General features: G+C 38.7%; 23 protein-coding genes. 9 read left to right on the top strand and 14 right to left on the bottom strand.

What is annotated here, in order from left to right; all coding sequences use genetic code 11:
- Positions 1-154: 154 nt before the first annotated feature.
- From BK009_RS01285 to BK009_RS01315, 7 genes are all read right to left on the bottom strand, one after another.
- On the bottom strand, positions 155-1,336 hold the full coding sequence (locus BK009_RS01285) for an NAD(P)/FAD-dependent oxidoreductase (protein WP_100904562.1): 1,182 nt from the start codon (positions 1,334-1,336) through the stop codon (positions 155-157).
- A complete protein-coding gene (locus tag BK009_RS01290) occupies positions 1,337-1,507 on the bottom strand; it encodes a DUF362 domain-containing protein (RefSeq protein ID WP_100904561.1) in 171 nt (56 codons plus the stop codon).
- A gap of 359 nt (positions 1,508-1,866) precedes the next feature.
- Entirely contained in the window at positions 1,867-2,187 is a 321-nt protein-coding gene (locus BK009_RS01295) for a hypothetical protein (RefSeq protein WP_100904560.1), read from the bottom strand.
- A 312-nt stretch (positions 2,188-2,499) separates the two neighbouring features.
- Positions 2,500-2,811, bottom strand: coding sequence for a DUF2769 domain-containing protein (locus BK009_RS01300; RefSeq protein WP_100906652.1), 312 nt, complete (start codon positions 2,809-2,811; stop codon positions 2,500-2,502).
- Between the two features lie 444 nt (positions 2,812-3,255).
- A complete protein-coding gene (locus BK009_RS01305; RefSeq protein WP_100904558.1) occupies positions 3,256-3,435 on the bottom strand; it encodes a TIGR04165 family Cys-rich peptide in 180 nt (59 codons plus the stop codon).
- Positions 3,436-3,517: 82 nt separating this feature from the next.
- Positions 3,518-3,793 (bottom strand): hypothetical protein, encoded by a 276-nt coding sequence (locus tag BK009_RS01310; RefSeq protein ID WP_100904557.1) that lies wholly within the window; start codon positions 3,791-3,793, stop codon positions 3,518-3,520.
- Positions 3,794-4,020: 227 nt separating this feature from the next.
- Positions 4,021-5,175 carry a TIGR04083 family peptide-modifying radical SAM enzyme gene (locus BK009_RS01315; RefSeq protein WP_100906651.1) on the bottom strand — a complete coding sequence of 385 codons (1,155 nt, stop codon included), beginning with the start codon at positions 5,173-5,175 and terminating at the stop codon, positions 4,021-4,023.
- Between the two features lie 455 nt (positions 5,176-5,630).
- On the opposite strand from BK009_RS01315, the gene BK009_RS01320 reads away from it, so the two are divergent.
- From BK009_RS01320 to BK009_RS01335, 4 genes are all read left to right on the top strand, one after another.
- A complete protein-coding gene (locus tag BK009_RS01320; protein ID WP_100904556.1) occupies positions 5,631-6,020 on the top strand; it encodes a hypothetical protein in 390 nt (129 codons plus the stop codon).
- A gap of 85 nt (positions 6,021-6,105) precedes the next feature.
- Positions 6,106-6,615, top strand: a complete 510-nt coding sequence (locus BK009_RS01325; RefSeq protein WP_100904555.1) for a hypothetical protein — start codon at positions 6,106-6,108, stop codon at positions 6,613-6,615.
- Positions 6,616-6,865: 250 nt separating this feature from the next.
- Positions 6,866-7,633 (top strand): non-homologous end joining protein Ku, encoded by a 768-nt coding sequence (gene ku, locus BK009_RS01330; RefSeq protein ID WP_100907650.1) that lies wholly within the window; start codon positions 6,866-6,868, stop codon positions 7,631-7,633.
- A gap of 21 nt (positions 7,634-7,654) precedes the next feature.
- A complete protein-coding gene (locus BK009_RS01335) occupies positions 7,655-8,542 on the top strand; it encodes an ATP-dependent DNA ligase (RefSeq protein ID WP_100908815.1) in 888 nt (295 codons plus the stop codon).
- A gap of 85 nt (positions 8,543-8,627) precedes the next feature.
- Here the strand turns inward: BK009_RS01335 and nikR are convergent, their stop codons facing one another.
- Positions 8,628-9,035, bottom strand: a complete 408-nt coding sequence (gene nikR, locus BK009_RS01340) for a nickel-responsive transcriptional regulator NikR (RefSeq protein ID WP_100904553.1) — start codon at positions 9,033-9,035, stop codon at positions 8,628-8,630.
- Positions 9,036-9,373: 338 nt separating this feature from the next.
- Between nikR and BK009_RS01345 the strand changes: the two genes are divergently transcribed.
- Positions 9,374-10,030: a zinc dependent phospholipase C family protein gene (locus BK009_RS01345; protein ID WP_100904552.1), complete on the top strand. Its 657-nt coding sequence runs from the start codon at positions 9,374-9,376 to the stop codon at positions 10,028-10,030.
- A 187-nt stretch (positions 10,031-10,217) separates the two neighbouring features.
- Here BK009_RS01345 and BK009_RS01350 read toward each other — a convergent pair whose 3' ends face one another.
- Positions 10,218-11,657 carry a bifunctional metallophosphatase/5'-nucleotidase gene (locus BK009_RS01350; RefSeq protein WP_100904551.1) on the bottom strand — a complete coding sequence of 480 codons (1,440 nt, stop codon included), beginning with the start codon at positions 11,655-11,657 and terminating at the stop codon, positions 10,218-10,220.
- A gap of 254 nt (positions 11,658-11,911) precedes the next feature.
- Between BK009_RS01350 and BK009_RS01355 the strand changes: the two genes are divergently transcribed.
- Entirely contained in the window at positions 11,912-12,529 is a 618-nt protein-coding gene (locus tag BK009_RS01355; protein WP_100904550.1) for a carboxymuconolactone decarboxylase family protein, read from the top strand.
- Positions 12,530-12,702: 173 nt separating this feature from the next.
- On the opposite strand, the gene BK009_RS01360 is transcribed toward BK009_RS01355, so the two are convergent.
- From BK009_RS01360 to BK009_RS01370, 3 genes are all read right to left on the bottom strand, one after another.
- Positions 12,703-13,071 (bottom strand): RidA family protein, encoded by a 369-nt coding sequence (locus tag BK009_RS01360; protein ID WP_236951000.1) that lies wholly within the window; start codon positions 13,069-13,071, stop codon positions 12,703-12,705.
- Between the two features lie 23 nt (positions 13,072-13,094).
- Positions 13,095-13,550 (bottom strand): DUF5518 domain-containing protein, encoded by a 456-nt coding sequence (locus tag BK009_RS01365; protein ID WP_100908817.1) that lies wholly within the window; start codon positions 13,548-13,550, stop codon positions 13,095-13,097.
- A gap of 103 nt (positions 13,551-13,653) precedes the next feature.
- The gene (locus BK009_RS01370) at positions 13,654-14,196 is read right to left on the bottom strand and encodes a PsbP-related protein (RefSeq protein ID WP_100907647.1); all 543 of its coding nucleotides are present in this window, start codon (positions 14,194-14,196) and stop codon (positions 13,654-13,656) included.
- A 328-nt stretch (positions 14,197-14,524) separates the two neighbouring features.
- Here BK009_RS01370 and BK009_RS01375 point away from each other — a divergent pair, with 328 nt between their 5' ends.
- Positions 14,525-15,970 (top strand): amidase, encoded by a 1,446-nt coding sequence (locus BK009_RS01375; protein WP_157809476.1) that lies wholly within the window; start codon positions 14,525-14,527, stop codon positions 15,968-15,970.
- A 32-nt stretch (positions 15,971-16,002) separates the two neighbouring features.
- Here the strand turns inward: BK009_RS01375 and BK009_RS01380 are convergent, their stop codons facing one another.
- The gene (locus BK009_RS01380) at positions 16,003-16,725 is read right to left on the bottom strand and encodes a 4Fe-4S binding protein (RefSeq protein ID WP_100904542.1); all 723 of its coding nucleotides are present in this window, start codon (positions 16,723-16,725) and stop codon (positions 16,003-16,005) included.
- A gap of 227 nt (positions 16,726-16,952) precedes the next feature.
- Here BK009_RS01380 and BK009_RS01385 point away from each other — a divergent pair, with 227 nt between their 5' ends.
- Positions 16,953-17,702, top strand: a complete 750-nt coding sequence (locus BK009_RS01385; protein WP_205835902.1) for a TrmB family transcriptional regulator — start codon at positions 16,953-16,955, stop codon at positions 17,700-17,702.
- Between the two features lie 148 nt (positions 17,703-17,850).
- Positions 17,851-18,324: a hypothetical protein gene (locus tag BK009_RS01390; RefSeq protein WP_100904540.1), complete on the top strand. Its 474-nt coding sequence runs from the start codon at positions 17,851-17,853 to the stop codon at positions 18,322-18,324.
- A 27-nt stretch (positions 18,325-18,351) separates the two neighbouring features.
- On the opposite strand, the gene BK009_RS01395 is transcribed toward BK009_RS01390, so the two are convergent.
- Entirely contained in the window at positions 18,352-19,947 is a 1,596-nt protein-coding gene (locus BK009_RS01395; RefSeq protein ID WP_100906650.1) for an MFS transporter, read from the bottom strand.
- Positions 19,948-20,372 lie beyond the last annotated feature (425 nt).

Here is a 20,372-nt window from a genome sequence, read left to right on the forward strand (position 1 = left end):
AAAAAAAAACTCGTCTCAGGAGGATTATCTTTTGAAAGAATTTTGGGTATTAGTTTTATAAAGAATTAATCTTTGGAAAACTGAAGTATTTGAAATTATGGTAAATTAGAAAAATAGGAAATAAAAAAGTAGGTAAAAAAACTTTGAAAATCCCTTAGAACAATTTACCCAACTTTAAAAGAGCTTTTGGGGAGATTCTAATCAGTTTTTTAACCATTTCTGCAGTATTAATGGTTTCAAAGTCGCTGTCCTTGAAAACATCAGCAATTTCATCTAATTCTTCATCAGACAGACTTAAAAGGTATTCTTTAGCCTTCAGGTACTTTTTGAACGATTCTCCCAGTTCATCTTCACAGAGTTTATCATAAACCTTAAGGTTTTCATGGGAGTAATCTCCATCAGCCACAGCTTGGGCAGCCACCTGACCAGCTATACGGCCTCCCAGCATACCACTAATTATACCTCCACCCGTGAGGGGGTTAACCATACTGGCAGCATCTCCAGTGACCAGAACATTATCTGTCACTTTTTTCTTCAGTAATCCGCCCACTGGATCTCCACCAACATTGAGTTCCACTGGCTGGGCATTCTTGGTGGCAGGGTTGCTTTCCACAAACTCTAAAAGGTGTTCATATGCAGTTTTATCGGTTATGGTGGTTAAAACACCAAGTCCCACGTTAGCTATGTCATCTCCTTTAGGGAATATCCATGCATAACCTCCAGGAGCCACACTACCAAAGTGGAATTCAATACAGTCTGGTTCAGCCATCTGGACTCCGGACATTTCAAACTGGGCACAGGATTCCATATCCTTAGGTTTAAGGGCGGTTTTAAGTCCACCCCACCTACCAACACGGGATTCAGGACCATCAGCAGCAATGACGATTTTGGCTTTGATCTCCATTTCCTGACCCATACTCTCAACAGTAACCACCAACTGGTCATCTTCCCTTCTCATGCCAGTAGCCAGGGTTTTCACCATGATCTTGGCACCGGCACGACCGGCGTCCATGGCCATGAACTTGTCAAATACCTTACGTTCCAGGATGTAACCCGCTTCAGGGAGTTTTACCTTGTCCTCGGTGAGGTTCACGGCAGTGCCGTTAGGTGAGACCATTCGCACTCCAGTGGCTTCCTTAGCTATCCATCGGGGGGATGGTTTGATTCCCAATTCTTTAAGACCATCCTTGGAGACTCCTTCTGCACATCGTTTGGGAGTCCCAATTTCTGATTTTTTATCAATTACAATTACCTTGGCACCACCCATGGCAGCGTGTTTAGCTGCAGTTGAACCGGCTGGACCGGCACCTATAACCAGAACATCAGTTTTTATCATTTAATCATCTCTTTTTTCCAGGGCCTGCACTGGACACACCTGGACACATATGTTACATTCTTTGCATTTGTCTTCATCGAATTTTAAGCTGATTTCCCGTACTTCTATAAGGTTACGGGGACAAACACCAGCACATTCCCCGCAGTACATGCACCATTCCTTAACTATCATATTATCAGTCCATTATTCTTATTTTTACAAATTAAGATTCTTACAAATTAGTGATTGAAATTATTAAAAACCTAACTATTATCAAACCTTTTTCTTTCTTACATATTAGTTTTACTTTTTTAAACCTTTTAGTATTATGTCCCTACTGGTTATACATGTCCTTAAAAGATTGTCAAATCCCCCTGAAATCAATTGTACTCCTACTTTGAAGAATTTATTTTGATAGTAAGATTGGATTATGATAATGAAATAATCCTCTTAAATAAATTTATCTGAGATTCAATAATAGACATGAATCAAAAATGGAACTTTTCAAAAATGGAACTTGAATTAATATTAAAAATTGGAAGAAAATGGATTTAGGTTGTCTCGTTGTCAGTTTCATCAGAAGGATTTTCTCCAGTCTCCTGTGTTTGTGTATTGGTTTGTTGGGTTCTGGAGCCACTGCGGATTGTTCTTCGGGTGCTGGTTGTGGTAGTAGATTTCTGTGATGTTGATGGTTGTTCAGTGCTTTGATTACTTTGAACTTTGGCTGGTGTGGGTGTATTTGTTGATATATTATTATTTGAAATCTGGTTCTGGTCTGGGGACTCATCAGGACTGTAACCCATTCCCACCACGGATCCAGCTATCACTCCCACCAGGAGTATAGGTATGATTATCAAATCGTTCCTTATCATCCAATCCCCTCTTTTTAATAATCTGATTATTATTATATTTATATTTTTGCAGGGTTATAGGGAATTAAGCTTAAAATATCTTGCTACAGTAACATAATTCTTGATTAAATCAATTTTTTGTCCTTTTAATGAGTAATTCTGCCTTTATAGTACTTCATAAAATAATATTATATCTAAGGATAATCTCAAAATAACGTTTATACGTATAATTTTTAATGCAAAAGATAGGCATTTATTAAACAATGATAACAATTAAGTGAGTATAATTTCAATTAGAATAGGGGTGTCTTAAATTAAAAAGATTCCAATTTGTTATCTGGCTTTCCCTTCCCTGCAAAAATAACCAGGTGGTTCGCCACTGAACAGGTTGTTCTCCTTCCAGACTAGACAGTTATCGCATTGACATTCCTGACTGAATTCTAAATCACTCGGAACTTCCTTTTCTTTGGCACAGTATAATGCAGGTATTCTTTCTTCTTCAATCATCATTCGGGAGTCCAGATCTTCCTGGGCAATTTCTTGCATCATTTTCATCTTATCCAGGACACATTTCGATCTATTCTGAACAGGACAGCAGTTACAAAGGCATTCAGTTAGGTTTTCCAAATTGAATTCCACTTCCATTTCAAACATCCTCCATATTGCTCCCTAATTATTTATTATTTCTTCCCCATCCACTGGGTTATGTTATTTAATTTATGGATTTTCTGTCTTAAAATTCTGTTCAAGATCAAGAATAAACTATTTTTCTCATTATCGCTTCGTATAGGTGAGTATAGGTTCAAGATCATTCAAGAACAAACAGAGAACATTACTATTTGTTGTTAAAATCAACTTGAAAAGGTATTTAACAGGTTTGAAATATTTCAGGCAGTTAAAAACTTTTCTCTTAGTTAAACGTATTATTTAAATTGTTAAAGATATTAAATAGTTTTGGATTATTCAAACCTTGAATTATCCAGGATATTCTAAAGGAGGAGTGGTGATCCGCAGTAAAAAAGTAGTGAGTTTTTAAATATGATTATTGAACAAGATATAAAAAGGATTTAAGAGGTTAAAGTTCCTTACTTAATCCTCTTTTTCCTTTTCTTTTTCATCTTCAGGTTTTTTAAATACATAGCCGCAGTCACTGCATTCAAATGATTGGGTTGTGCCAAAAGCACGATGTTCTCTATCTAACTGTCTTCTAAGGGTTTTATCCTTCGAACCACATTTAGGGCATTTTTCATTTAATTTACCTAAATTCATGTATGATAACCTCCATTACAAATCGCGTTGAATATTCTACAGATCAAGGGAATATTATATTAAATGGTTATGTTTTTTGAATTCAAACTGTAGATGTTTCAGTAACTGTTGTCTGATTCTGAGTGTTATTCTGGGTATTATTGTTAGTGGTGGCATCAGTTGTTGGTGTTTGCTGGCTTTCAACTGGAAAACTAGGCTGTGTCTGGTCAGTGAAGTTTGGTTTTTTCAAAAGCGTGTATTGGCTGGAATTATTATTAGTAGTATTATTATTTCCGTTGTTTGATTCAGCGAAGTAACCTAAGGCAACCACTCCTAGTATAAGTAGAACGCCTATAATTACTGGTGTACTTCTTTTCATAGTAGGTCATCTCGTTATTTTTTTTTACTGTTTCTATTTTTCTTATCCAGGGAGAGTTTATTTCCCTGAAAATTTTATTCTGGAAATGGGAGTTGATTTATTTGAAAATAATTTTTAATTAATCTTTTGATCTCAATCAAAAATTTACTATTTACATTTAGTATTTAAAGTATTAAATCATGGAATCTGTGGATTAACCAGGTTAAATTTTATTTTCCTGATAAAAATTAGGACTGTTTCAGCATTATGGACATTATTCCCCTCTTTGTTTGTGGGTTATTATCGCTCACGCCCTGAATCATGCCCATGCCGGATCCCAGCATTTCCTTGGTGGCCCGCTTGGTTATTTCCTTGAATATCATTTTATAGGCAGTGCAGTGGGGGTCCACTCCATTTATTTCAGCTTTACCGGTCTTTTCATTGATAGAAAGGGCGTTGTAGGGGCATCCACCACGGCAGAATTTGATGTAGGAACACTTCTTGCATTCTGTGTCCACATAGTCTTTGAAGTCATGGAGGAGCTTCCAGGCATCAGACTGGGCCAGATCATCCATGCTGGGATGGTCCTGAACATTACCCATAACGTACTCGGGCATGCCCACGAAACGGTAACATGGGTAGATGCTTCCATCGGGGCCCACGGCGAAGGTGTCACCCATGCAGTCAACAAAGGTGCAGACTACCCCTCTGCGGATGAAAACACATTTACAGAGGTGGTCAATGTTTTTAAGCTCAATTTCATCCATGTGTTCAAGGTACTGGTCCAGAAGATAGATCAAAAGTTCTCCATACTCTTCTGAGGATAAAGCCCATTTTTCAGGGTTTTCATCACGTAGGGATGGGAGTGCGGGGTGTAACTTGAGGTTCAGACCATTTTCCAGGAAGAAGTTAAATATGTCCTCTTTGTACTGGATGGAATAAGAAGTGAAGGTGGAGATAAAACTTACCTGAAGATCCTCTTCTCGTGCAATTTCATATCCCTTCATGGTCCTCTGGTAATAGCCTTTTCCCCTCTGCAGGTCGTTAAGTTCCTCAGGACCGTCCAGACTGGAACCAATGGGTATGTTGTACTCTTTAAATAGTCGGGCCAGTTCAGGGGTCATGTTCCACAGGTTGGTCTGCAGGGCGAAGGCTGGTTTAAGATGGGATAACTCATTTGCCAGGAGGGGCAGTGCTTCTAGGAAGAAATCATATCCTGCCAGGAGTGGTTCTCCACCGTGGAAGGTGAAGGTTACTGGTTCCTCCCGGAAGTTTTTAAGCCATTCAACAGTTTCTTTGATGATGTCAACACCCATAACTGGAGATCCTTCCTCAGAACTCCAGCAATACTTACAGTCTGAAGGGCAGCCCAGGGTAGGGACTAGCATAACATGAAAAGCCATAAATAATTCACCCGCTTCGGTTTTTTTTATATCTTGAACTATCATTAATTTAGTATTTTCCGAGGATATTCTGTGAAAAATGTATCCATTACACAAGTTATCCTTTGACAATTAAAATTCAAACAATCATATTTAGATGGGTCATGTTTTTTATACATTGCTCTATTAAACAGAGGAGTTTTAAGGAGTTTCCTTAAATTGGTTTATAATTGGTTTATGCTCCCGACTTGGTAAATAATGTGTATTGGAATAAATCTTAACCCTTCTCTATGCTCTTATGGATCTCCTGGCAACTTGGAACCCTTAAAGGCCTAACAGTAGGGGTTTAAAGACAGCTAATTTAGTATTACTGGATTGGTTTCATCGCTGGTACTTCTCAAGTGCACTCTCTACCCCAATAGCCATGACTCATCAGGGGTATAATCATTTCACCCCAAGGAGGTAGGTGATCGAATATGAGGTTAAGTCAGGGAGTACTTTGCGGACGGAGAATAGAACTTTATCATCCGGAATTCTTTGAGGAACATGAAGAAGTTATTATTTTCACCAGGGAAGAATTCAGGAGAATGTACCAGTCCATGGACACCCAGATAAACCATATCCACCGATTGGACATGGGTCTGGATCGTGGGGAGGAATGGAATTCCATGGGGGTATGGCCTAGAATCATGGAATGCATCCACATTTTGACTTTGAATTTAGAGAGTGTTTTCAACAATAACGCCATACAAACATATCTGGATTCATATATCTATGATGGCATGAATATAGGTGAAAAAACAGGTAATAATTCGTTAAATGAGGTTTTAACGCCTGAATCATTGGAATTTACTTGGTCTAAGTAGTTTTATCAGGAATTTGAGGATTTACCTGGACTAGTGGTGTTAACCCCTCCTCTGGTTTTTGATCTCATATTAAAACACGATGAGGATGAGATACAGTTATGGAATTAGGGACCGGAAGAGTATATTGGCTTACCAGCCCCACCTATTCCATAAAACCAGTGACTTGCTCATTTTCCCCGGGAAAGATTTCAGAAAATGGCACGGTGACCTCACTGAATACCTGGATGGAATCTATCAGATCAACGCACAAACACAGAAGAAGGGAGGATCCATAACTATCCTTGATTTTAACCTGGCCATGGGTATGGTAACTGGAATTCACCAGGAAATGGAAGACATCTTCAACACAAAAAAAGAGACTGATCTATCTTATTTTTATGTTTCAACTATGGATGATAGTTATAAAAAGGTTAAAACTAATTTTTATGGGAGATATCGGCATAAAATCGATCGAAAAGTAGTTAACATCACACCAGAGTTGAAGTACAGGCACCTACTGGAAATTGTGGATTACGCCCATAAATTATGGGATCAAGAAAAAAATAGGAACCGTAAACTGATCAAAAAAGGATTAAAAGATGGGAAAGGATCCTGAAATTATAATGTCCCATGTTTTTTGCAGGTTGGATATTCTTATTTTCATAAACGTACTACCTTGGACAGTATTCTTTTTTTTGTAGGATATAGCTCCATGTAACCTACTAAATTTTTTTTAGAACTGATATTCCTTTTAGGGATTCACTCTTTTTAGAACTTATTATCCCTTTTTAAAGATCATCCTCCTTTTTAATAACAAACTATTACCCTCTCTTACAACATATATAACAAAAGGAGATGGTTTTTTTATGAGATCTATCTGGTCAGGCTCTTTAAAATTCGGAACTATTTTTATACCCATCAGACTGTACGCTGCCAGTGAAAACCTCCACATAGGGTTTCATCTGGTTCATAAAACCGATTGTGGTAGGGTACATTATAAAAAGGTTTGTGCAAAGGACGGTAAGGAATTGGAAGCCCATGAAATTGCCAAGGCAATAAACATTGCCGGGGAATGCATCCAGTTCACCGATGAGGAGATTAAAAACCTCCACACCTTCTCCACCAGGACCATGGAGATAATGGGATTCTGCCATCCAAATGAGATCCCCCTGATCTGTCTTTTTAAACCCTACTATCTTGGAACTGAAAACCCCAAAAAGAGTGGTAGTGGTCAGAGTTTCCATTTAATCAAGGAAGTAATGGAGAAGAAGGAAAAGGTGGCAGTGGTGAAATGGGTTCAACGCAACAACGAATACATTGGAATGTTACAATCATATGAAGAGGGGTTTCTCCTGAAACAGTTACTGTACTTTGAACAGGTAAGATCACTGGAGGAAGTTGAGATAATCAAGGCCCCGGTTGATGAAGACCTCCTTAAAAAGGCATTTCAAGTGGTGGATAATATGACCTTTGATTTTGACTGGACCCAATACTCTGAAACCTACAACCAACAGTTAAGGGAACTAATTGAGAAAAAAGCAGCCGGTGAAGAGTTAATACCAGAGATAAAACCTCCTGAAACCAGATCCCTTGAAAAAGAACTGGAAAAAATGCTGGCCATGATGGAAGAATAAGATGGATGGTGTGTGTTCATTATGGAAATGATAGAACCCATGCTCAGCAAGCTGGTAGAAGTGGATGTGCACTTGTCGGGAGTGTGGAACAGCGAACCCAAACTGGATGGTGAGCGGATCATAGCAGTGGGTGAAGGGGATAAAATCAGTCTCTGGACTCGCAGACACATTGAAAGCTCATACAAATTCCCTGAAATTACAAATGATCTTAAAAAAAATATAAAGGGGGATAACTGGATTCTTGATGGGGAGCTCACGGTTCCCGGAGGATTCAGAAAGCTTTTAAAACGTAACACCGAGGATAAGACGAAAATTTCCATTTTATCCCGGAAATTACCGGCAACCTTTAACCTTTTTGACATCACCCGTTTTCAGGGTGAAGATCTCACCAGCAAACCCCTGGCACAGAGGAAAAAGATCCTGTTAGATGTTTCAAGTCCGGGGGAATACCTTAGAATCATCCCCTTTAAAATAGTAACCACAGAAACAGTCAAGGATCATTTTGAAAAATCCCTTAAAGATGGTTATGAGGGGCTGATCCTTAAAAATGCCAGTTCTAGATATGAATCAGGTAAAAGATCAGATAATTGGTTGAAAATCAAAAGAACAGAGACCATAGATGTTAACGTGGTAGGGGTAACCCGGAGTACAGGAAGCATAGCATTTGGGGCACTGATCCTGGAAAAAGATGGTCAATACTTTGGTAAAGTGGGTACCGGGTTCAGTGATATGGATCGAAGAGAAATACTGGACTTTTTAGAAAAAAACAGGGAAGAAACACCTATCTTATTACCGGAGAATGTGGATGTTCTTTTCACCACCCGTCCCTTGCCTGCAGAGATAAAAGCCAATGAGATTGTAGGGGGTAAACCCCGGGCTCCGGTATGGGTTCGGTTCAGATGGGGTTAATTTTCAGCAAATCCCCTTATTCATAGTGTCTTCAGGGGGTAAATCAACCCTTATTCAGATATTTTGGATAATTGTCAATTTTAAATTACTGTTCTCCACCGGAGGTAGTGGTGAGTTTGACGTGTTCCACTCCCTTTAGTCGCATGATCTTTTCGGAGAGGGATCGGATTTTCTGGGCGTCTCCTTTAACTACTATAACTTCCAGGCAATTTTTTTCAGTCATGTGCAGGTGCATGTTGGCGTTTATAAAGTCCCGGTACTGGTGTTGGATATCGGTAAGGTCTTCCATCACCCCAGTGTAATGGTGGTCGTAGATAACGGCCAGTATCCCCACACGATCCCCTTCCATGTCTTTCATCCATTGATAACGCACTATATAGTCCTTCAAGGCATCTCTGATACCTTTAGATCTGGAATTATATCCTCTATCTTTTAAAACCTCATCAAAATCGTTTAAAAGTTTTTTTGGCAATGACATGCTTATTCTCATCATTTATCCCACCCGTTAATATGCTTGTTATAACTATTATTAAATTATTAAGTAATAAATATTTCTCTTCATTGGCAAAAATTATTATTAACTTACCCTCATTAAGGGGTGAATAAACATTATCAACAGCCTAATAGGGGCTTAATTCATGATGAACTTTAAATAAATAAGTTAAAAATAATAAAAATATACATGGTCTAAATATATATGCTGGAAAAGTATTGAAAATGATTCCTTTATTTTTTAATTGTGAAAAGGGTCACATTAACTAGCATCCAACTTATCTTAATGTGAAATCATAGTATAACAACAGTGAATGGGTTCAAAAGAAGGGAGTTATAATGGGTGAAAACGGTTTTATAGAAAAATATAACGGGCAAAATGTGTTTAAAATAGCTATCTTTTTTACCTTACTCTTTTTGATGGTTGCACCGGCTACTGCCTGGGAGTGGACTGCCCATAAAAAAATCGTAGACGAAATTAACATTAACCTACCCTCTGACGTGCAGAACAATCTTAAACCATACATTGGAGTGATGAAGGAAGGATCTACCTATCCGGACACCATCCCTAACGATAAAGTTAATCACGGATACCCTGGTAGTTATCCTCAGGCCAATAACTGGCTGGACAAGGGGAAAGTTGCCTATGAAAAGAGAGATTATAAGGAAGCAGCCTGGTGTTTTGGTGTTGCATCTCACTATATTACTGACACCTACTCTGCACCCCACTGCGGATGGATCAAAGATAAGGAAAAATACTGGCAAATAGGAAACCAACTAACCCCTAAAAAACATGACTTCCACTATTCCAATCTCAACACCATGCTCAAATATGGGAATGAAAAGGGAAAGGAAAGTATCACGGGCTGGAACAAAACCGAGGACCATGGAATAGTTCAACAGGACCTGAACCGGGGAGTATCCGCGGCATATATAGCTATCCTTTACCATGCCCACCCCTCCATGCTTCAAAGCCCTGAATATTATCCGGATTAATGAACCAATAAAATCAACTCTTTCCGGATTAAATCATTGAATTTCACCCAGTTAGTCAGTTAAATTTTTTGGGTAATTTAAAGGGTCGAGATAAAAAAATAACAGTGAATGAAAAATCTATTGATAAAATTATAGGGGATGCTTTAGTGATCTGAATGGGGGATTCTTATAAAATAATTTCCTATCTTTAAATGGCTATTATTGCACCCTGGAGTTCTGCTTGCACTGATTTATTGGTTGATAGGTATTTCTGCAATGCTTCCACTGCATGCACATCTAACTGGTTCCTATTTACACCATACTTATCCGGAACACCCTGGCTGGTGACAAAAGCTGCCTGATAGGTTTCATCCATTTTGATTTTCCTCCCCTTTACAAATAATTCCTGAATACGTTGTCCAGGAGGATTTTCCACCTTAAAGTATAAATTGAGGCCCATGCATCGTTTGAGATATCCTCCCATCTGATTATAAGGATCTCTTGAAAATAAATGCTCTAAATTCTCTTCCATCATTATCCAAATTTCCTTCCCAGTGAGTTCCACAGTGGAAACTGGAGGATTTACTGGAATAATATTGTAAAGATCGTTTAGGGTAATTTCACCGGGAGGTACTGGTGCACCATATCTCCAACCATTAGAAAAAGCTATCTGAGCACCTGTTTTATTCAAAAGACTTTTTAAAAGAAAATTATCCATGGTTGATTCCAGTACCGTGTTACGATTAAGACCGGTATCTGTATAACCTACCAACTGACTTAATTCATCCCTATATGGATTTAAAACCTGATTAACAAGATCACCAGCCTCAGGATCCGGTTTAATATCCTCAGATACGGTGATAAGGTTGTGTTGGAATTTGATTACCTTTCCTTGCGACAGGGTTAGGTCCAGTCTCCCAATAAAAGAACCGTGGCATCCGGATTGGATTAGAATGGTATTATTCACAAGAGCAGGTTCATAAAGTCGATTATGGGTATGTGCACTTAATAATACATCTACACCATCCACTTCCTGGGCTAACTTCATTTCCTGGGGGAACCCTAGATGTGAAATAACTACAATTAGATCAACTTTTTCCTCGTTTCGCAATTTCTGGATGTAATATGGTAATTCTTGGTTACCTATGGTGAAATATATTCCTTTGCTGAAATGTGCAGGCATGACTTTATCAACTATGGTTGCAGCTATGCCTATAACACCGATCCGTGTTCTACCAAGCTCTTTTATTATCCATGGCTTGAAAAATAGCTTATCATTGGTCTCATGGTAGCAGTTAATAGCTATCATGGGATAGTTCAATTTTTTGGTTAGTTTTTGGAAATGTTCCGGTCCGTATGCAAATTCCCAGTGTGCAGTCATGGCATCAAAGTCTAAATAATTCAAGATGGGTATCAAAGCTTCCCCTTTGGTTTTCACCGCAGCATAAGTCCCGTGAATGGTATCACCACAATCAAAAACCAGTGTTTTAGGATTCTCCTCTCTAATTTGGTTGAATATAGTGGCAATTCTGGCGAAACCTCCGGCTAACTTATATTTAGCATGATCCCCATCCCAAAATAATTCCTGATGTATATCTAGATAAGCATGGCTATCGTTTAATTGTAAAATAGTTAAATTTTCATCCATCAGTTCACCTCCATCACTTCTATTTATTATAGTCAATCCTATGAATTTTTTTCCAAAAATAAAAAAATAAATGCTAAAAAATAACTAAAAAAACAGGTCAATAACTATTTCATATGATTTTAAGTTGAATTAAAATTAAAAAACTGAAATATTTGTTTAGACTTTTTGGGCATGATCTTTCAACCCTGAAAATTTATTGTTTCAATAGTTCCATATTTTATATTATAACTCCTATTTTGAAAGGAAAACCTGTCATGAAAGTCACTGAACAACAGAAAATTAAGGATGGAGGTTTGGGTCGAAAACTCTACTCCGTCAGGGAATCCTACTGGATTTCCTATAATGGGATACGAACCCTGAGATACATGTTCAAGGCTAAAAAGAATAAGGAAATGAGTTCAAAATTTATTGAAAGGCTAATGCTCACGGTGACTGAAGTTAATGGCTGTGCCATATGTTCCTACGCCCACTCCAAAAGGGCTCTGGAAAGTGGAATGAACAGTGGAGAGATCCAGAATATGCTCAGTGGAATCATGGATGATGTGCCCTCTGATGAATTGGCAGCAGTCATGTTCGCCCAGCATTACGCTGACACCCGGGGAAACCCTACCCACGAGTCATGGCAGCGTATTGTAGAAATATATGGGATGAATAGGGCCATGGGCATCCTGGGATCCATCCGCACCATAATGATGGGAAATACCTATGGAATTCCCTGGAGTTCATTCTTCAACCGGCTGAGGGGCAGAGCAGATCCAAGGAGCAGTTTACTCTACGAAGTAGAGATGATGTTAGGAACCATTCTAGTGCCGTTTTCAGTTATCCATGCTTTAATCTCTGGTTTGTTTGGAAGGGCGATTATTAGTTTTTAATCTTCAAATGAGTGGGAACAGTCTGAGATCTGCATGATAACCAAATTCTGGTTCCTACCATTAATATCTCAGATGGATAGGTGGGAACTCAAAGTTTATTATTTTTAAATGATAATAGAGGGTTAAATGGAAAATTCACTGATCTAATGTCTATATGTTGTGCTTGGTCTTGATTATTCCGGAATTATTGCCATTGCATCTATCTCAACCAACCAATCCGGATTTCCAAGTCCCGCTACAAATAAAACAGTTATGATTGGATAATTCGGATTATCTCCCCATTTCTCCTGGAAAACCTGGAATCCCTCCTGAGGGTCCTGCCCCTGAACCAGGTAAATGTTGAACTTAACCACATGCTCCAGTTTAGCATCTGATTCTTCTAAGATCTTCTCAATATTGATTAAAACCTGTTCGGTCTGTTTTTTGAGACTACCCTTACCTACCAGGCCCCTGTTTTTATCCGCCGCATTTTGACCACCAATGTAAATGGTCTGGTGATTCCCAGTAACGGATATAGCATGGGAATACCCTCTAGGTTTCATCATACTCTCCGGATTGATGTAATTTATTTTTTTTCATAGTGAAATCTCTTGTTATTATGGAGAATCTCCTTTTCACTTTTTTTTACCATAATCCCAATGGCTCCACCCAGGGCACCTAGAATTATACTAATGATTATGGATAACTGGAAAATAATGTAGGCTGCCACCAATGTATTGGCTCCAGGTATCATGCCAATTTCAAGGGAAATTAAATTTATAATCACTTCTATGGCCTCAAAGCCCATTATCAATATTATGGTGATGATTAAACCACCAATCATTCCAGAAATTATCCCAGCAATTGCCCCATCCTTTAAATCCATCTTAGCGTAATCTTCATATCTCTGACTAAAGTAAGAGGCTAAAAACCCTCCGGTTAAAGGACCTAAAAAGAAGAGCGGGAAGAAGATAACAATGAAAATGATACTTAGAACTGCGTTAAACAGTCCACCTAGTCCGATAATTTTCCAATCCGCCATTTTAATCACCAGAAAAAGGAGAATATTTGGATGATTCTCCAAATAAAATATATTAATTGGTTTTATAGGGTTATAGAACCCGATTAAATGTTTTTGTTATTGTTTATATTATCTTAAAACTGCTGATTACAATTTCAAGATCTTTTTCGATACTGGTAAGATTTTTATCGGGACCGGGAACAGCGTGAATGGTGTACATAGTTCCATTTTGTATAAACCATGTTTTTATCAGTGGTTTATTTTCCTGGTTAAGTGCTGAAATCTGGTATGCTGGAAGACCACCAACCGTAAGTTCTTTTTCAGATAACATGGTCCATTTCCTCAGTGGAATTTCCTTCTTCTCAGAACTGATATGTTCTGATAAAGTACGATCGTATTTGCCAGCATGGAAATGAATAAAGTCCCTTTCTTCACCGTTTCCTCGCCCTATGGAAAACAAATAGTCCCCTTCATTATTATCCATTTTATAATAAGTCCAATTATTGGGGGAATCAAAAGATATGCCATCACTTGCAAAATGTTTCAAACCATCAGATTCAGTTTTATATACATTATCCAGTTCATTATCCGAGGTGCATCCTGAAACAACCACAACACTAAAAATAAGGAACACTAATCCCATTGAACTAATTATTCTTGGCAACATATATTCTACAATAATACCATCTGTCTAAAATATCTTTTTCCTGCCTATGAATAATCCCAGTCCAGTTTATTCTTAACTAATTATAATCAATTATGGGAAGTTAAAAAAAACCGTGCACACGAAGTTTTATTACACCACCTAATAGTTATTTGCTGTTTGGTGGTATCGTTAAAGCATTATAATTCTGCCTTTTTTTGAACCGGAAAATTGAGAAAGATAAAATGTGGGATCAATATACAAAAATTAACTGATTCGTATTCAAATGCATAAATTCAATAATATTCTTTTGATTATATAATAATAATCTCATATAAGGAGGTATGGTTTTGTGGATTTGGCAGAGTATTCTAAGTGTGATGGTGTTGCTCTAGCTGATTTGGTCAGAAGGGGAGATGTGACACCCAAAGAACTTGCACATCTTTTGGTTGAAGCAGTTGAAAAGGTCAACCCAACAATCAATGCAGTCTTAGAGGTCTACTTGGACCGTGTCGAAGTTTCAGATGATAAATCAATCTCTGATGGCCCTTTCTTAGGGGTGCCATTCTTGATGAAGGACATTGGTGCCGGTGAAAAAGGAAGGCATCAGGAGAGCGGATCTAAGCTCATGCAGGGGCATGTTGCAGATAATGACTCATTCCTGACAACATTTTTCAAGAAAGCTGGTTTGACTCTATTGGGCCGTACAACAACACCTGAATTCGCGTTGGGAATTTCAACAGAATCCGAATTGGTGGGTGTGACTCATAATCCCTGGAATCCTAATATCACGAGTGGTGGTTCCAGTGGTGGGGCTGCAGCCAGTGTAGCAGCAGGTATTGTGCCCATAGCGCATGGTAGTGATAACGGGGGTTCGATTCGAATCCCAGCAAGTGCTTGTGGCCTCGTGGGATTGAAACCCTCCCGTGGACGCGTTACCCTTGGCCCGGATATTGGAGAGCTGTGGCCGGGGATGTTACAGGAGTTTGTTTTGAGCAGGACTGTTCGGGACACCGCAGTGATGTTAGACGCGGTTTCAAAACCAGTACTTGGAGATCCTTTTATCATAAAGCAGCCTGATAGTCCTTATGTGCACGAATTGAATGCTCCAACTGGGAAAATGCGCATAGCGTGGACCACTGATCCCTGGCAACCAGGCGGCTTCGTGGATTCCGAAGTGGTAAACTGTGTGGAGCAGGTAGTTTCCCAATGTGAAGAGGCAGGTCATGAAATGGTTCAGGTCAGCCCTACCTTTGACTATGAAGAATACCTCCACGCGGTATGTGTAGCATGGGCATTTGGAGTGCATATGGGGATGGATATGTTCGCATCAATAATGGGCAGAAAAGTAAGCGAGGAGACAGTTGAACCAGTGATGCTATCATTTTATGAATACTCCCGGAGGCTTACGGCAGTGGACATGTTCATGGCTGAATTCGCCCTGAACCAATTCCGACGAAACTTTGGGGAATTCTTCCAACAATATGACCTGTTGCTAACACCCACCTTGAACAAATTACCTGAACCACACGGAAAGTACTCGAAAATGAGGAAAGACCTTGGCTATGAGGAGTATATGCGTCTCTGCGAGGAAACCAAAGTGCACACAACAGCGGCTAATGTCACTGGACAACCAGCAATAACCTTGCCTCTCGGGCAGAGCAGGTCAGGTTTACCCATAGGGATCCAGTTCATGGCCCGGTTTGGGGAGGAAGATACACTAATACGACTGTCAAGTTCTCTTGAAAAAGAAATGCCCTGGCATCATCGAATTCCACCCATCCATGCCAGCCGGTAGCAGGAAAATCCATTGGAGTGATTTATTACCCTCTAATCATTGGTACGGAACGAATAATTTATAACCTTTTTAGGGCATTTTTCTATGCATTCACCGCATAATATGCAGTTTGAGTTATCCATATTGTTAGTTATAACCATGTTGCTGATATTTAATCCCACCGGGCAAAATTTGTCACATAATTTACAATCTGAACAATTATCTTGATCTGATTTTAAATGTAAGGATGGTATTTTAATTTTTCTACCTAATTTTGCCCCTATGGTTAAGAATACTCCTTGTGGACATAGATACCGGCAGAATGCTCTACTTCCTAAAAGTACAGATAAAAGACCGATTGCTATTATGAAGATGGCAACTAAAATAATTAATTGAAAATTACCATTTGAAGCGAATAAATCCACTCCTTTAACGCCCCCAGCTTTTAAAATAGAATATGAGACCATTATAAGGAAACCTATAAAAACAAGATACCTAATTATATCTGCTTTTTCAGATTTAGGTTTCTTTTTCAATATTTGCAAGCCTATTATTTCTTGTAGTGCTCCATAGGGACATGTGTAACCACAAGACGCCGATCTCCCCAGGAATAATGATAAAATAAACCATGCTGCAAAAACAAGAGTACTTGCAGTGATTATCCCGTTTCTAATACCCCAGGACATCAAAATAGGGGAATAAAACTTAAATAGAATTGGCAGCATTATGACTAGTAAAAGTAATATATGGATTCTAAGCCTATTTTTGTTTTTCATTAATAATTATCTCCAATTTTTAGAGCTCTCGCTAATTAAATTCTGAAATGACAGGGGATTTCTAAAAAATGACTGTATTTTCCGATTTTTTTGAATTACTCTGTCTTTATGATGATCATAGAAATCGTTATATTTAAATTTTTTTTCACTAAATAGATATAAAATGAAAAAATTAGGAGGGATTTCTTATTCCAATAAAAAAATCCACAATTAACGCACTAAAAATAATGGGACTTACAGAGTATGAATCTAAAGCATATCTATCTTTAGCTTCTTTAATATCTGCTACTGCTTTACAAATCAATGAAATTTCAGGTGTGCCTCTTTCTAGATTATACGATGTATTGAAGAATCTTCATAAAAAAGGTTTTATTGAAATTATCAGGGGAAAACCATTGAAATATAGTGTGGTGCCTCCTCAGGAGGTTTTTAAGAAGGTTAGGATGGAAATTAAAGAGGAGCTTGATGAAGCTGAATTGGAAGTTAAAAACATTTATGAAAGTCATATATCTAAATCTCCAGCCCCTATATGGTTAATTTATGGTGCAGATAAAATTGTAAAAAAAGAGATGGAGATCATTGGACGTGCTCAAGATACATTGCACATTGCAGCAGGATTCATGTTTCATGGAGAACTTGAAAAAATAAATGTTGCTTTACATAAACCATTGAAAAAAGGAGTTCAAACCAGGATAATAGCAGCACCCTATAATATTACAGATGAAAAGAGAATAGACATTTCAGAAGGTCTTAATGAGCTAGATTGTCAGATCAAAACATTCCAAATACCCTTCATAAAGGCCATAATTAGGGATAAAAAAGAAATGATGTTAATATTTTCCAAATTTGAAGATGAAGGGGTAATATCTCAAACAGCAATAGGTGTATGGAACCAATACACAGAATTCGTTGAAACAATCACGGATTTATATAATCTAGTGTGGAACATGAATCTATTCATCCCCCACCTCCATTAATAAATATTTTATCCATGAAAATCCCGGAACTTCAACAGACAGAATAAATTAAGATGTACAGCAAAAATGGAAAAATATTAACACCCCAATAAATTTAAAACCACTAAAACCAGAAAAAATTAATAGTAAAATTAGGATAGTGTTATCCATGCCTCAGATAGCTAAAGGGGGAAAATTTGTTTTCGGATGGTCCCAAGTAGGAAAAAAGGACTGTATACAAATCCCAGAGGAAGTAATGCTTGAATATCATCTTTTTAAGGAAGATAAGGTGATACTCATATCGGGAAGTAAAAGTTCCGGTGGATTCGTAGTATCAACACTAAATCTATTAAACCAATCAATTATGAAAGGTTTAATGGAAGATTATCCTGAATTTGAGGATTACTCCCTGCCTGAAGGAAAACCAGTTAAATGGAAAGGTAGGTACTACTGTTGGGCGGGTATAAACCAGCAGGGGATCATAAAATTATCCCCAGAAACAGCTGGCTGTTTTGACATTGAAGAAAATGACAAACTGTTATCAATTAGGGGAAGCAATATTGGTTTTGTTCTGGCGGTTAAGGGTCCCATTATAGAAGCAGCAAAAAAGTATAAGGGAAATATTAAAGAATTTATCTGTTGATTATTCTGATTACCATGTCTTTGAAGTTCAAATCTGTTTACCCTGATTTTTAAGGTCAATTTCACAGTACTGGGCCAGTAATTTTTCTTCTTCCTCTTTTTTGGGAAACTTAAAGAATACTAGGGCCGCTCCAATCAGGATGGCAACGATCCCGGCCAGGTAAGCCCAATGATCCCCGGTTAAAAATGAATACTTTGCCGCGGATATGATCTGCGCTGAATACTGGGGGTGCTGCTGGGCAAGGGTGGCTGCACTGGAGAATGATTTTTGAAGGGTTGCTTCTATGCCACTGGTTATCTGCTGCTGAGCAGATGCGGGTAAATTATCAATTTGTGAAGCAATTGACCGGGTATAACCAGCTGTAAGCAGTGCCCCGAATATGGAAGTCATTATGGCCCCTCCGAAATCACGTTGCAAGTCTGCAGTACCTGAAGCCATACCCACCCTTTCAACTGGAACAGAACCGGTGAGAGAATGGGAAGCTGGAGTTCCAGCCAATCCAACACCAATCCCTACAAAGGCGTAAGCCAAACCCACCTTCCAGTAGGGTATATTATCCTGCCATAAGAATAACATGGTCAGAAAACCCAGCAAACAGAACAGGTAACCTGCCAGGAGAGTGAACCTTGATCCACGGGACTCAATGAGCCTGGCAGATTGTGGTGCTACTAAAATCATGAATACTGCTGCTGGTAAAATCGCCAGTCCAGAATCCAGGGTTGAATAGCTGAGAACGTTTTGTAAAAACTGCTGACCGATATACATGGCACCCATCAAGGCACCAAAAACTATTATCCCTGCACAAGAGGCTACCCAGAAGATGCTGCGACTGGCAACTTTAAGATCGTAAAGGGGATTATCCACCCTGCGCTGGCGCATTATGAACAAGATTCCCGAAAGAGCGGCGACGACCATGAAACTAATTATCAGGATTCCAGAGTTGGGTACCGGGGCGAAGTTAATGGCCAGGGTCAATGTTCCCAAAAGCAGAAGAGACAGTAAACCTCCCATGTTATCCACTGGAGCTTTTGTCTCGCTGACGTGATCCGGGATGAACTTCATGGCCATGATGAGAGCTACCACGGCCAGAGGCAGTGTGATCAGAAATACAGAACCCCAATCATTAAATGTTAACAGGTATCCTGAGATTATGGGTCCCATGGCGGCAATGGCAGCCCCTATACCAGACCATAATGCAATGGACTTGGTTCGTTTCTGCCCGGACCACAAAGCAGTTATAAGGGCCAAAGTGGTTGGGAAAGCCATTCCTGCAGCTAAACCTCCAATGATACGGGCAAAGATCAGGATCTCAATGGAGGAGGCAAAACCAGCAAGGATAGATGCGGGTATGGCCAGTAGAGTACCAATAATTAACATCATCTTTCTACCGTGGTGGTCACCCAGGGCACCGAACCATAACACTGATGCCGCCAGACCCAGGGAGTAGCCCACAGCCACCAGATTAATCTGGACCTGGGAAGCATTAAAAACCAAACCTATGGAAGGAAGCGCCACATTAGCCACTGATAAATTCAAATTTGCAACAGCTGCCACTAAGATAAGGGTAGCTAGAGCGATCATTCCCGGTTCAGTTTTTTCCTCAGATGTTTGTGTTGTATCCATTTTCATAGCCGCCCGTATCATCCTATTTATAGATATTATGTTGTAAGATGATTTATATAACCACCCAGTATCAGAATTATTAATAACATGAGGATTTCCATAAACCCTGAATGATAATTCCGCCAATAATCTGCTGATAAACAAGGGAATTATAGGGCATAAGGGGTGTTTTATTTTTGTTCAAAATTATTCAAATTCATTTACCAAGGGGATGATGAAATTTAAGGATTCACAGATTTACACCCATATTAGATTTATACAATCTGACAATAATACCCCTACTTGTTAAAACCTTTAAAAAATTAAATTTAGACTTTTTAGAAAAATATTCGGAAGAAATATAACTTACTTGAAAAATAAATAATAACAGTTAGGGGGGAATGATTTATGAGTGCAGATGATAAGAAACATTATGTAACTTCAGA

The sequence above is a fragment of the Methanobacterium subterraneum genome (assembly GCF_002813695.1).
Lineage (GTDB): Archaea > Methanobacteriota > Methanobacteria > Methanobacteriales > Methanobacteriaceae > Methanobacterium > Methanobacterium subterraneum.